We start from the raw sequence: 14,171 nt of genomic DNA on the forward strand, positions 1-14,171 counted from the left end.
CGATCACGGGCAAGTAAGCTCTCACTATGAGGCCATTGGTGGCGCCGAAAGCCAACCGCTGAGCGCGGCAGCCGGAGAAACATGTGCGTGATCCCGAAGACGATACGGCCGGATGCCGTCGCGCTCGTTGCGAAAGGCCGGCATGTGCGCCGCCAACTGACAAGTAAACCTCCAGAGGGATTGCTTCGATGGTTGGCATGCCAAAAGAAAACCATGCGCTCTGGTTTGACGAATCGACTTCGCAATGCACAATGAGCCCGCCTGTCCGTTTGCTTCACTTGGATAAGGCGACGAGAGCCCTAGCATCCCGGCCTCCAGGCCCCCAGAAGGTGCTAGGGCTTTTCGTTCTTCGGAGTGTCCCAGCCGGTGAGGGCGGAGCTGCTTCTCTGCAAACACTGATCCTGTGACGGCCACGACCGCGTCGGCGTGGCGGGAAGCTCGTTGTGCTCCGCTGGCCTTTGCGGATTCGAGCGGGAAGCTCTGGCGACTATAACGGGGGCATAGTGGCCTATCGGCGAGCGAAATGCCTCGCTTTCCTCCGACGACAAGTGCGACGAATTTGAAGACGGTACAGATCTCGGCGGACACTTTGATGGTCGACGTGCGCTACCCGATCAACTCCCCCGCCGGCCACCCAGATCAGGCATTATAGATGCCGCGGAACGCTGCTTCCGAGCAGCGCGACAAGAGATGTCGCGCTTTCTCGCACCCTTTAGCCTCAGCCTCTCGTCTCTGACTTTCTTTACGGATTCGATTCGCTAGCGGTCCGATAATCATCCAGATTCCCGTCCAGAAATAATACCTCGCGCTCCTCGGCTGGGGTATCGCTCACCACTAAGGCGCTTCGATCGAGACGTTGAACTGCCAACCGGACTTGGCACTACAGCCGAGCAAGCCTTGCGGTGTGTCTGCACCGAAGCCATAACAAAGAGGAACCAGAGCGATCCCCATAATCGTCGTGTCGTCCGTGAAGAAATCGCGTATTCACTAATCGCAAGGGGACGCAGGGGTCGTCGGGAAACCCGCACGGTTCCAACCATTGCAACGCACAGTGTGCCATGATCAACAAACGAGGGTGCTTCGATTGCTTCGACAGCTGCATCGATAGCTTCGATGGCTGGGCGAGAGCTTGAGCATAAATGGCTCCGCTGACTCCGATCGACTTAAGGCGAGGCCCTGCCGAGATATCTGAACGTATCCATTCCGTAGATAGACCAAATCAAGAAAATCAATTTTACCACTTGCGGTGCGGTCATATAGACGTGATGGACGGGCTGGGGCCAACCTGGGGAAGCGATTCTAGAATGACAAAATTCGTGATTGTGACTGCGAGCGCCCTCGCGCTCGGAACGGCGGCGATGCCGACCTTTGTTGCGGAGGTTGCCGCCCAACCGGTCGCCACGAAGGTGCAGGTAGCCGATACATTCCGTTGGATGGTATCTGCGACTTATTTTTCTGTTTGACCGATCCGTCGTGCGTGCAGCACTAACGACGGAAGACAATCAAGCATAGAACGAGGATAGAGGCGCCGGCGACTCGCTGGACAGCGGCCGCGTCCTCCTCCGGCTTTAGCCGATTTCCTGTTCTTGCCGGTGAATGATGCTAGGTCTACAGACCTCGATCGCCGTGGCTCCCATTGGTCGTTTCTGCTGGTGGATCGCCGCGTACGAGGCCGGCTGGTTGCCTATCACTATGACTCAATTCTAGGATATAACGACAGAATTGCAGCAACAATCGCTGAACGGGTCGGGGCCAACCTGCAAGACGCGCCCATAAGCCAGGAGAAATGAGTATGACTGCGGCGTCTTCGTGGTTGATGGCACCCGGGCACTGGTCAGTCGATTAGCGGCAGGTCCGCAGCCAGACCTCAATCTAGGAACCTGGTCGTCGATTGGCGGGCACTGCAGAGCCATCTGAGAGGCTGAAAGCGGTCTCGACTCGCCGGCGACTCGGCAAAGAGGCAGGCGGACGTCGCTACTCGGCGTTCCCGATTGAGCACCCCGGGGGCCGTACTTTCCTACATAGCCGCGAACTTCAGAACGCCCGAATACATTTATCTCACCCTTAGCCTCCAAGGCTCGCCTGCCGGTAAAGATCAAAACTTACCGAGTAGTGTGTGCGTCCGGCTCCGTTCAAAGGCCAAGCCAATTGCGATTTGATCAAAGCCGTTGCGTTCCTGTCTCTGAAGCTGTTCTAGTTTCGCCACCGGAGCTTTCTCATCGCGCGGATAAGGACAGGGTGCTTAACAACGATTAGGCAACGAAGCACTGCTGAGGTCCACTTTGTCACCAACGCCGCGACGAGATCTAACCGCGGCCAAAATCGTTGAGTTAAAACGTCCTGCCTAACGTTGCCTCGGCGCGCTTCAAGGTGGATCCCATAGCGCTCCGTCGAGTTCGCAATCGCCAAACAAGAATCGCAAAATTCGCAGCTGGCCTTTAGCCTGCCCCGCAACAAAACATGATTTCTCATGTGGGAAGGCGGACGACAACCTACCAGTCTTGGTGAGTTGATGACCGTGCTGGATCGAGTGATTTGAAGCCAAGCAATGGTAAACGGAAAGTCTGGCGAGTCCTCATCGAGCATCTTCATGCGCTCGCATGGAATCATCGTGCGAAAAGGCTATGTCGGCTCTTCCAATCTAAGCAAAGCCCATTCCTCTATCCGCTAGATATGTCGAACGGCAGCACGTTATCACCGGTTTCCGAAATTTTGCATGCGTACTGGCGTTCCGACCGGTGGTTGCTTCTCGTCGTAGTCGCAGTAGTGCTGATGTCAAGCGCGACCAGCGTCGCAACGCCCTATGTATTTTCGTGTCTCATTGACCGCCTCCCGCGCGAGGAAGACATGTCGGTGCTTGCGTGGGGCTTCGCAGGCTATGCGGTTCTACTTGGGGTAGCATCCGTATTGCAGCGCATGCTGCAGTATCTGTCCTTTATGACAGCCGAGAACCTGGGCTTCATCGCTGCAACGGGCTTCTTTGATCGCATCCTGAGGAAAACCGCAGCCTTTTTTCTTGAGCACAATCCCGTAGAAATACAGAATGCGGCCGCGCGCGGGCGCAGCGCCCTGACGGCTTTGGTCCAGCTTGGGATCGTGGTCTTCATCCCTGCTGCAACACAACTTCTACTTACGTTCGTTACTCTCGGCGCGCTCCTCAATATCCAGATCGCTGCAATCGTCGTCGTCTATGGGGCTGTCCTGATTACATTGACGTGGAGTTCCACGCGTCGGGCGTACGTGTTCCTGGAACGAGCCAGAGAAGCCGGACAGAACAATGCGCGTTTCGTTGGCAACGTCATGAGCTCCATGGACACCCTGCGCTATTTCGGCAGTCATTCCTGGATGAGCCAGCGCTTTACGATGACGGCGCGGGAGGTGCGTGATAATTGGCGGGCCTATGTGTTGCAACGCGTTGCCTACATCGCCGTGCTCGGCCCAGCGGTCGCGCTACAATTTGCGGTCACGTTTCTCCTTCTCATACCTGAATACCAGGTCGGGGCGGTCACCATCGGGGATATGGTGCTATTCAACACGCTTTTACTCCAGCTCAATATGCCATTCGAGATGGTTGCGCGTGCCATCTCTGACGCGGCGCGGTCGCGAGCCGACCTCATCCCTCTGGCTAGACTATGGGCCGCACCCGAAGAGCGGCGACCATCTCACGCTCAAGATTTCGCGCCCTCCGGTGGCCAGCTCTCTTTCGAGGGCGTTGGTTACGCCTACGACAACGGTCGTGGCGTTACGAACGTCTCGTTTGTAGCTGGGCGGGGTGGGATCACCTTCCTTGTCGGTGAATCGGGATCTGGAAAATCGACAATCTTTAGGCTCGTCTTGAAATCGATTGAACCGGACCGCGGTCGTATTCTGGTGGATGGAATCGATATAGCGGGCATCGAACGCGCGGATTGGTATGCCGCAGTCGCTGTCGTGCCGCAGGACGTGATGTTGCTCAATGAGTCGCTAGCCGACAACATCCTGCTAGGGCGGCCCCGCAACGAAGTGCGCCTTCGTGCTGCGTCGGAAAAAGCCGCTATTCTCCCCTTGATCGAGGCCTTGCCTGAAGGATTTGATACAGCGGTTGGAGAACGTGGTTTGAAGCTTTCCGGCGGGGAGCGCCAGCGTATTGCTATTGCCCGCGCGCTTTATGGCGAGCCGGCGATCCTTCTTCTTGACGAGGCGAGCTCCGCGCTCGACGAAGAAACCGAGCAGGGCATTATGAACCATATCCGTACGCTAGCCAAAGATGTGACCGTGCTGGCGATCACTCACCGCAAGGGCGTCGTTTCTACAAGCGACGTCGTGGTCGACCTGACCGACTGCGGCTTGTCAGTGACATAGGCGAGGGGAATGATCGGCCCGGCGCGTTGACGCCGCACAGAAGGTGCATGGCCGGACGAGATACTTTCGCTGTTCAAGAAGCTACCCACGTCATAGAGAGCATCCTCGGCATCTATGAAGGAGTCGGGGCCCTGTGCTCCGGTACTTGTGAAGTATTCCAGGGTGCCGATTGCCACTCTGCGACGCCAGGCGGCAGGGGCGGGCTTAAGTTGGCGATCGGCGGGCTTGCGGTCGGAACAGGCTCCTTCGTCCTGAATTCAGGCTGCACCAGACGGAATTCTGCGCATATGTGTCGCGATTGATGAGCTCGTCGACAAGGCAAGACATCGCCCCACTACCCATTACTTGCGTCCGGACGGCAACATCGGCCACGGCGCCTTCGCGGGCATCGGCGAGATGGACATGGTCCTGCGCCGTCACCCGGATCGCAGGCGCCGCCCTTGCATGCATGCGCTTGAACACGAGGGTGGTGTCGAGCGCGTGCCGACGGCGCTTTTCGGCAAGCAGCTGCCTTACTCATGGCGTCCGGTTTGCCGATCACAGGTGTTGTTCAAACACCGCCGGCCGAGATCCTTGAACTGCGGACGGCGCGATGTCGGCCTCACACCGACACGGATTATCTAACGAAGCTCTGGCAAAACGGGATCGAGTTCTTCCTGCTCAAGCGTCTTGGCTCCATCTTCTGCCAGGTACGCTGCCAGCCGCGCGATACCGGACTCTGGTGAGCATCTGGCGGGTGCGGATATTTTGGACGGCACTTGTCCCGAGCGCTCGGCGATTTCGACGCTCATCAGGTGGGGTCGGATCGGTCGGCCGATGGCTCGCTCGATGGTGTGGAATATCCAGGTCCCGTCGGGATCGATGTCCGACCAATGAAAGATTGGCGTCTGTTCGGATACCGACCCTGCGATCATCCGCAGCGCCTGCTGGGTGGCGAGCGAGGGGTAACCGCCGACGTACATCGTCGTTCCCAGTCGACCGGGGTCCGCCTCAGCAATGTGCCGGTTGAAGCTTGCGAAGTTTTCGATCGTCAGAATGTACGCCGGCGGCTCCCGAAAACGGACGCGATCTGCTTCCTTGGGAGTGATTCCGAGATAATGTGGACAAATCCTGGAGAGGTCGGCTCCCTCGAGGTCGATTTTTCCTGCGACCAGCAGCGGTGGCGCGAAGCGTTCCAGTCCGATTGCTCGCAGTGCCTCGCGGGGCCGCGCGCCGGGCGGAAACTCCAGGATGCAGCTCAGGAGCCGCACGACCGCACCCTCGATGCGTTCGAGCGTCTTGCTGTGACCCACCGTCCGTCGCGAGAAGGTCTTGTAGTCGACATCGAGATGCTTGTTGTCCAGGATGGCCTGGGCGAGAACGAAGGCGTCGCGCAGCATCTCGACGTCGGACGAAGCGAATCCGTGCCACGTCTTCCCCCGTCCCCAGACCTCGGCGATTTGGGAAGCGCTGTTCTTCAGAGAGTCGCGCAGCGCCGATCCGGCGGCAAGCCTTGCCGCAGCGTCCTGCGCAATCCGCGACGCGGGGGTGCGGTCGAGATATCGATATAGGATCTCCGCCGAGGCCAGCCGCACGTGTGCGACCTGATCCCGCTTGACGCCTCGGCCCCAGCCAACGGACACCGCGCCGGTAGCTTCGGCTTCCCTGATCTGTTTCAGGAAGGCGTCCGCCGCGACGACCGAGGCGAAGGCGGCATAATACGGGTGGGCGATCGGGCTCGCGGCGCCGGCCTCGAAGCGATCGAGCAGGTCATTCAAGAGGCCGTTCGCGTCCGTGAAACGCCGCGCCATGGCTACTCGGCGGCCAGACGGCTGGCGAGTTCATGTTCGGACATGAGGTCCGGATCGATGGCCATCAGCTCGCGCTTGGCCTTCTCTTTCAGTTGCACCACGGTGGCTCTGGACTGCTCGCCAATGCGGTCCACTTCCACGATCGTATCCATGTGTTCGAGCACGGCGACCCGCTTCTCGAACGGCGCCGCGATCACGAATTGGAGTCCGAGATTCTTATAGAAGCTCATCATCTGCCGCTGGTTCTTGCCATCCATTTTCGAGAAGGCCTCGTCGAACATAGCGAGAGCGAAGCCGGCGGGCTTGCCCGTACGACGCTCGGCGCTGCCGTAGACGCCGGCGAGCGAAGCGCCGATGGCGACGTAGATGGGGACCTGCTGTTCGGCGCCCGATCCGGTGCCGCGCCGCTGCTCCCAGCGGGTCGAGCGGCCGGTAGCGACATCCTCCATGTGGATCTCGAAGGTGTAGAAGTTGCGGTAGTCCTCGAACTGGGTGAAGTCCTTGTCGGGATCCTCTAGCAGCGCCTCGAGTGCAAGGATCGTATCCTTGTGCGGGAAGTCATCGGGCACATCGCCCCGGAACAGCATGTCGAGCGCCTCCGGAGAGGTCTTGGCGATCTCGATGATCTTCAGGATGGGCTGGAATTCCACCACTTGGGTGCGATGGAACGAATATCTCTCGTTGTGGAAGGGATGTGCGTAGAGGCTGCGGTTCAACGACTGCAATTCCCGCTCCATCTTGCCGATCCGCGCCGTGAGCGCGTTGATGAACTCGCCGCGGAGCAGTGTCGAGGCCTTTTCTGCCGCTTCTCGGGCCTGCCGTTCGTACTGGCGCAGTTCGTTGGACTCGATATCCGAGATAAGCTGCTCCATCCAGGGCTTCACCTCGCGTAGCGGCTCGCTTTCGGCGCCAACTTGCGAGCTCATCCCAAACTGATCGAAGTAATCGTAAAGGAGCTCGCGGACCCGTCGCTCGATCCGGACGCGCTCGACGTCCGAGGCGTCGGCATCTTTAACCGCCTTGTCTGCGATGGCACGGTGTTTCTCAGCAAAACCGCCTTTTGCTGCGGCATCGAGGCGCTCGCGGTAGACGAGCCTGCCTTTCGCGGCGGAGTAGAGCGGGAAGGCCTTGCGGTAGATCGACCGGGCGACCCGGAGATTGAGCTCGGAGCCCGGCACGTTCTCCCCGTCTCCGAGCCTTCTCTCGGCCGATCTGAGTTCGCCGTCATGCTCGCCAAACGCCTTCTGCTGGGTCTTTCTCTCGTCGAGCCTCTTGTCCTTCAGCTTCTGCTGCGCCCGCTTCTTGTCGCGAAGGCCGCCGTCGCCCGCGCCGTCGAGCGCATCGAGCCTGGAATGGGCTTCGCCGATCTCGGTCTGCGCGGCCGCGAAGGCCGCAGCGAAAGTCTTCAGGTCGTCACGCCCCTCACAGATGTTCTTCAGAGCGGCAAAGGCCTGCTCCGCGGCTTGGGCCTCCTTGCTCTTGTCGGCCAGGAGCCGATCCAGTTCCTCGGCCTGATCTTGCAGGGAGCGCAGGGCGTTCGCCTGGGCCGCTTTTCCGATCTTGTGCTGCGAGGCTTCGATCCAGCGATGGGTCCTGACGAGTCCATCGTCGTAGAGGCCGTCCTTCATGATGGCCCGGCCGGGCCTATTAAACTGATCGAGCGTGTCGGCGAGACGGACCGTGCCGTAGCGGCGCATGATGAACGCCATCGCGTCCGGATCCTGGCTCCGGAAGATGCAGGGGAAACTGCCGCGCTCCGGCTTGGCCCGGAACTGCTCGAGCTTGTTCAGGCTCACGAGGGATGCGTGCCGAAACTCGCGGCGGCCTTCCTTGAACATCGCCGTGGCGGCGCTGATGTCCGCTCTGTCCACGAACACCGCCTCCCGGTCGCGGCCGAGGAGCGCCTCGGCGGCTTCCACCCATTCGGGTTCGACGACTTCGATGATGTCACAGAGCACGCGCGGGGCCATTCCCTTCTGCCGGAGCCTTCGGCAGAGGAGTTCGGTATCGTCGCCAAGATAGGCCCGCGTCCCTCCGGAGGCGTGCTGTCGGACCCGTTCGAGCACCTCGTCACGCCGGACTCGCAGCCCGGAAAGCTCCGCGATGATCGCCTGACGCGCTTCGTCGATCTTCGGCAGCCATTTCGCACCGCTGGTCGCGAAGGACTTCTCGGCCGCGGAGAGCTCGTCTGAGACGCCCGCTATGTCTGCCCCGACAGCGGCGATTAGAAGGCGCTCCAGCGCAGGGACGAAGTCTTCGAAAGAGTCTGCACACATCGCCCGGAGCGGATGCAGGCGACGGATGTTATCCAGGCGTGCCTTGAATTCGGCCGAGGCGCGGTGCGCCGCCTGCGCGGCCACATCAGCGCTCTGCTGCAGCGACTTTCTTCCGGTCTTGGCGTCGTGCTCGGCGATCGCCGCCGTCAGGCGTTCGATCTCCCGATCGATGGCCTTGACATCCTCCTCGATGAATTCGAGTTCTTTTGCTGCGGCATCTCGGCGCGCCATCTCGGTACGCCTCTTGGTCTTAAAGTCCAGGTTGATCGCCCGCGCCGCGAGCCAGGCCGCGCGTTTGGAAATCCACTCCTCCCTGAACTTGGTCTCGAGCGCCTCTTCGAGTGCGGCGAGAACTCCCCGAAGTGCTCTCAGAGCTTCGAGTCTGAGGCGCATTTTTCGGATCGTTTCGCTGATATTGCGGTAGGTCTGGATCGACTCGCGCAGCTCCTTGATACCGATCGGACTGTCCTCGAGGATATAGTTCCGCACGAACTGCGTGGCCGTCTGGTTGTGATCGAGCGTCATCGCATTGACGATCGACTTTTGCAGGGCGCTTGCGTTCTGCTCGCCGTAGGGCGAATGCGGCAGGAGATGGCGCATGTACTCGCGGACGTAGTCGCCGGCCCGATCGCGGTGGTTGACGAAGTTGCCTTCGCCAACCGCCGCGACGATCCGGGCGCGCACGTCTTCCCACTGCGCCGGGAACTGCAACTTCCCTCGCTGTTCGATGAAGTCCTTGGAGCTTAGAACGGCGCCGACGGTGACGAACAGCGCGAGCACGGTTTCCCGGCTGTCTGACTTCCGCGCCTCGAGCGCCATGCCGATTGTGACCGGCGGCCGCGCGCCTTCCGTGTCTTCAAAACCGAGTGCGATGTAGGTGCGCGCCTCGTCGCGCCGGCGCTGGTCTTCGCCGAGCGTGCCGAGACAGTAGTCGACGACGCTGCGCTTCGAGCCACTACGCGACTTTCCGCTATCGCCGGCGACCGCGTTCAGGCGCAGGAACCGCCGGCTGCCGCCGGTGAGCACGACTTGGGCCATGTCGAGGATCGTCGATTTGCCGGAACGGTTCTCGCCAAGCACGCCGACGTGCCCCGTCACGTCGATGTCCGCGACGTCGAACAGGTGCCAGTTCACCATCGTAAGGTGGCGTAGCTCCATCATGCCTCGTCTCCCGCGGGCTGCGGAAAACGGGCCTCCTCGCTGCGCACGTAGCGCTCGAGCCGTTGCAGCGCGTCGCCGCCGCTGATCAGCTTGATCATCGGGCGGATCCTGACCTCGCAGTCCCGCTGCTCGTCGTCGAAGTCGCCGATCTCGACAAGGCTGCGCTGGGCAGCCTCGCGCAGAATGTCGCGGAAGCGGGCGGCCGAGATCGCGCCTCCGCCGCCGTGTTGCGCCATCTCGCGGTAGCGGTCGAACAAGTCATTCAAGGTGGCGACCACGACGGCCCGGTCTTCGACTGCTCCGACGTTCACCTCTTGCTGCCAGTACGCTGCCAGCACCAAAATAACGATGGATTCATCGAGCTTCATCCGGGGCAGCGCCACGTCCTCGTCCATGGCGACGATGCCGGCCCACTGCGCCTCCGGATCGCGATGGACGCGGTATCCGCAACTATCGAAGAAGCCATCGACCACGTTGCGGAAGCGGCCGTCCATGATCATGTTGTAGACGGTTCCGGTTCTGGGATCTCCCGCGAACACGAACTGCCGCCGCAGCAGGAAGTGCAGCGCTTTGCGGAGGTCGGCCGCCTTTTCGGCACCGAAGGCGCGCTCGACGTGTTCGAACTCACTGAGCATGGAGCTCCTCCGCTTTCCGGGGCCTGCCGGATCGCCTGACCAGGAAGTTCGCGCAACGCAGCCATTCGCTGTCGTGTGGCGGCGTGTCTGGGCGCGGCTCCAGATCGAATCCGGTCGCGACCTGCGGCGGAACCTCGCCCGTCAGCGCATAGCGGCGGGCGCAATCGAAGGCGAGGAAGTCGTCTACAGTGTCGATTTCCATGAAGCGAGCTTCCTTGGTCGCGAATGGCGGCACCTGGCCCTCAAGGAATCGTCTGACATCCTCGGGCCGAGGCGCGATGCGAGCGATATACTCGAGACGGAGCTTCTTCCTCAGCTCGTACAACGGGTCCGAGGGCGGCCCGGCGAGCTCCTTCGCCTCGACCGGGCGGCGCGGCTGCCTGGCTGGCGCCTGATGGTGCTCCGACCAGGGCGACCGCAGCGGCTCGATACTCCACTCGACGGTCGCCCTGTCGTGCCTGCCGTCTCGCAGCAGAGCGTCCAGCCGCCGCACCAGGTCGCCGGCCCGGCCGACGAGTCCCTGCCCGCCGCGCTCGGCGTACTTGATGGTGTTGCGGACCCGGGCTTCGAGCTGCCTGCGGAAGGCCTCGATCCGTTCGAACATCTCGCCGATCTGTTCGAAGATGTTTTCGATTGCGAGCAGATCGTCGGCCGCCGCCATTCGACCGTCCTCGACGTCGGCGGCCATGCTGGAAGCGGTGTACTCCTCGGCGAGGACCTGCATGGTGTCCGGGGTGTAGGAGATTCGCCGTGCGAGATCGACGATGGCATCGCGGAAGCGGTACGGATGGTTGACGGTGAGGATCGAAATCCTTCAGCAGGAGCTGGTCGACGAACTCCTCGAAGAAGGCTTCCAGCCTGGTAGCCACTGTCTTCGATTCCATGACGGTCCGTCGGATACGCTTCAGGTCGGCCAGAATGGCCCGCAGGCTCTTGGTAAACTGGTCGGCCTGGTTGCGTGCTTCGCGGACGGCGAGCGCGGCTTCGCGCTGCTTGCGGTCGGTGATCTCGGGCCTCAGCTTTTCGACGGCTTCGAGATTGAGGCGGATCTGCACGATCAAGCCGCCGAACCGCTGCGAGAGATCCTTATTGAGGCTCGCGAGCCGCTGGATCACGAGCAGCGGTCCCATTGCCATGTCGACCGTGACACGGAGCCCGTATTCCTCCTCCTCAAGCCAACCCCAGGCGAGCAGCCGCGCGTAGAGTTGCCGCGCCAGACCGAGCGCCTTGTCGCCCTTCTCGGACGCGAGCGCGACGTCGGCCTTCCGGATACGGCGGCGACCTGCCGAGATCATTTCCGGCAGGGTGCCGAAGTCATCGCCTTCGCTCCAGAGGGCCGGGTTGGCGCGCATGACGTCGTAGATGGCGTGGGCGACCTGCTGCGGAGTTGGGAACGATGGCGCGCCTGAAAAGAAGCGTTCAAGGAGGTCGAGCAGACAGGCCGCGTACAGGTGCTTGTGATCGCGCGAGAAGGCCAAAAAAGCCTCATCATGCAAATGACGGAATAAGGACAATCGCTACCACTCCTGAACTGGCGTCATCCAGAGAAGGGGCGAGCCGCCCTGCCCCTAACCTTATGATCTACCGAGGAAATACTTCCGTCGAGATGCATCACGAAGGACTCGCAACCAAAAGGATTTTGTTCGCTGTATGTTCCTGTATAGCTTGCCGAAGGGAAGCTGTCGAGCCTCACGGCTCCGTGCCGGCGCTTTGAGGGAGGGATGAGTCTTCGGGGAAAGCCGTTCAAAGAACTTCGGCAAGCTATGTTGTCCAATGAGACAAAAAGCCCCGCTATTCGGCCGTAGTCGGCGCGGAGATCTTAGGGAGGAACTATTGAGGACGGAAGCCTCCGGGCTGACGAACGAGCAGGGCTCCGTTGAGTATCCAAGCCGGGCGTGGTGCTAAGGTAGTCGCGATCTGTAGTTTGTGCCCTGCTAACCGCTGAAGTGTGCAACGGCCAATCTTTCAGTGTCGTTTTCTTCGATACCCAGCACCCATAATAGAGTGTTCAAGGGAGAGTCGGAATCGCGCTCGCGATGTCCGATCACGTTTTTTCCTGGCCCTGCACGTCGCGCTTCTGCCGCCTCTATCTCGTTTGCCGACGGAGGTTTTGAGGATTGAGTCCACCGTCGATGCCTCGAGCAATGAGACCCTACACGCTCACTTGCCGTTAGGCCCCTGCTAAGTAATATCAAGCAGCGGCTAAGTTATTGATTTTTATTGTTGTTTAGATAAACCTTGCGTGTTGTCAGAAATTGTCCTATGTTTCTGACAACGGGGGGAAGCCATGCAAACCGTCGCCGAGCGTATTTTGAGTTACGCCCAAGCACTTCCAGAAGGCACTTTGATCGGTGCTAAGGAAGTTTTGCATTTGGGAAGTCGTGCTGCGGTCGATCAAGCTTTGAAGCGTCTCGCCAAACGCGACGAGTTGATGCGTCTTGCCCATGGGCTCTACGCTCTGCCAGTGAAAACACGCTTTGGCTTACGCGCGCCGGCTGCTGAAAAGGTCATCGAAGCGCTGGCTTCCACGCACGCAGAAACGATCGTTCCACACGGAGCCGCGGCCGCGAATAAACTTGGTCTCACTACGCAAGTGCCGACGAAGCTCGTCTATTTGACCTCCGGTCCTGATCGTCAGTTTCGTCTCGGAGCACAGACGGTTGAGATGCGGCATGCACCGCACTGGATGCTTCTGCCGACAGACTCGATTGCTGGACAGGCAATCCGGGCTCTTGCCTGGCTCGGCGAGCGAGAGGCGGGCGAGGCTCTTAAAGTATTGAAGCGCAAGCTGCCCGACGACACTTTGCAGGATCTCGTCGCGCTGCGTCGCGCGATGCCTCCGTGGATGTCGAAATCCGTCAGCCAATCCCTTCTAAATCATGGCTGAACTTTACCTGACGCTCTCTCGTGACGAGAGGCTTGAGGCACTTGGCGTTGCCGCCACCGCCTCAGGCCGCCCGGTCCATCTTTTGGAGAAGGACATCTGGGCCGTTTGGGCCCTGCAAGGACTCTTTGACTCTGAATTGGGTGAGCATCTTGTCTTTAAGGGAGGTACGTCCCTCTCCAAAGGTTACGACGTCATCGAACGTTTCTCGGAGGATATCGATCTCACTTACGATATCCGCCGGATCATTCCTGAGCTTGCCACGGGCGACCCACCCATACCCGCTTCGCGAAGCCAGGCCGACAAGTGGACAAAGCTTGCGCGCGAGCGGCTCACCGACTGGGTCAAAGACAAGACCCTTCCTGCCCTACAGAAACACGCAGCAGCTACAGGAGTCGACGTCACGTTCCGTGTTGAGAACGATGTCATCTATGTCGACTATGAAAAGCTGATCCAGGGCTCGGACTATGTTCCGCCCTGGATCAAGCTTGAATTCGGTGCGCGCTCGACCGGTGAGCCGTCCGAGACGAGAAAGATCACCTGCGATGCGGCGAAATCCCTGCCCGAACTCGAGTTTCCTGTAGCGACCCCAAAAATCATGCTTCCCAAGCGCACCGTTTGGGAGAAAGCAACGGCCGTCCACGTTCTTTGCGCTCAGGGTATCGCGGGCGATCGTGTGTCGCGCCATTGGTACGATCTCGTGAAGCTCGATGATAAGGGATTTGCGCAAGCTGCCTTCGATGACAAAGTGTTGGGGCAGGAAGTCGCCGATTGGAAGAGCAAGTTCTTCCGGGAGAAAGATCGCGACGGCAATGTCATTGACTATCATGCCGCGGTATCCGGCAAGCTTCAGTTAGTTCCTGACGAAAAGATGTGTAAGGACCTTGAGGCCGATTATCAAAAGACGATCGACGCTGGATTACTTCTCGGCGAACCTGAGCCGTTTGAGCAGCTCATGAAACGCTGGGAAGCTCTGCAGCGGCGCGCAAATAGTAAGTAAGGCCGGTTGCTGGAACGGACGCTTCGAAAGATTTCCGACGTATAGAAGCTGTGCTGAGCATTGCCGAAGATGAGCCCCAGCACG

At 60.2% G+C, this 14,171-nt stretch carries 7 protein-coding genes and 1 pseudogene; 4 read left to right on the forward strand and 4 right to left on the reverse strand.

Going from position 1 to position 14,171, the window contains the following annotated elements:
* Nucleotides 1–1,304: 1,304 nt before the first annotated feature.
* Both AKN83_RS35035 and AKN83_RS35040 read left to right on the forward strand, forming a co-directional pair.
* Nucleotides 1,305–1,463 carry a hypothetical protein gene (locus AKN83_RS35035; RefSeq protein WP_244522218.1) on the forward strand — a complete coding sequence of 53 codons (159 nt, stop codon included), beginning with the start codon at nt 1,305–1,307 and terminating at the stop codon, nt 1,461–1,463.
* A gap of 1,210 nt (nt 1,464–2,673) precedes the next feature.
* Nucleotides 2,674–4,341: an ABC transporter ATP-binding protein gene (locus AKN83_RS35040; RefSeq protein WP_050399945.1), complete on the forward strand. Its 1,668-nt coding sequence runs from the start codon at nt 2,674–2,676 to the stop codon at nt 4,339–4,341.
* A 620-nt stretch (nt 4,342–4,961) separates the two neighbouring features.
* Here AKN83_RS35040 and AKN83_RS35050 read toward each other — a convergent pair.
* From AKN83_RS35050 to AKN83_RS35065, 4 genes and pseudogenes are all read right to left on the reverse strand, one after another.
* Nucleotides 4,962–6,131, reverse strand: coding sequence for a Wadjet anti-phage system protein JetD domain-containing protein (locus AKN83_RS35050; RefSeq protein WP_050399947.1), 1,170 nt, complete (start codon nt 6,129–6,131; stop codon nt 4,962–4,964).
* Between the two features lie 2 nt (nt 6,132–6,133).
* Nucleotides 6,134–9,568, reverse strand: coding sequence for an SbcC/MukB-like Walker B domain-containing protein (locus AKN83_RS35055; protein WP_050399948.1), 3,435 nt, complete (start codon nt 9,566–9,568; stop codon nt 6,134–6,136).
* Nucleotides 9,565–10,203 (reverse strand): DUF4194 domain-containing protein, encoded by a 639-nt coding sequence (locus AKN83_RS35060; protein ID WP_050399949.1) that lies wholly within the window; start codon nt 10,201–10,203, stop codon nt 9,565–9,567. Before AKN83_RS35060 ends, AKN83_RS35055 begins: the two co-directional genes overlap by 4 nt.
* Nucleotides 10,193–11,717 (reverse strand): annotated as a pseudogene (locus AKN83_RS35065) (Wadjet anti-phage system protein JetA family protein). The gene AKN83_RS35060 and the pseudogene AKN83_RS35065 overlap by 11 nt, the downstream one beginning before the upstream one ends.
* Nucleotides 11,718–12,490: 773 nt before the next feature.
* On the opposite strand from AKN83_RS35065, the gene AKN83_RS35070 reads away from it, so the two are divergent.
* Nucleotides 12,491–13,090 (forward strand): DUF6088 family protein, encoded by a 600-nt coding sequence (locus AKN83_RS35070; protein ID WP_050399950.1) that lies wholly within the window; start codon nt 12,491–12,493, stop codon nt 13,088–13,090.
* A complete protein-coding gene (locus tag AKN83_RS35075; RefSeq protein ID WP_050399951.1) occupies nt 13,083–14,087 on the forward strand; it encodes a nucleotidyl transferase AbiEii/AbiGii toxin family protein in 1,005 nt (334 codons plus the stop codon). The genes AKN83_RS35070 and AKN83_RS35075 overlap by 8 nt, the downstream gene beginning before the upstream one ends.
* Nucleotides 14,088–14,171 lie beyond the last annotated feature (84 nt).

Source organism: Bradyrhizobium embrapense, from assembly GCF_001189235.2.
Lineage (GTDB): Bacteria > Pseudomonadota > Alphaproteobacteria > Rhizobiales > Xanthobacteraceae > Bradyrhizobium > Bradyrhizobium embrapense.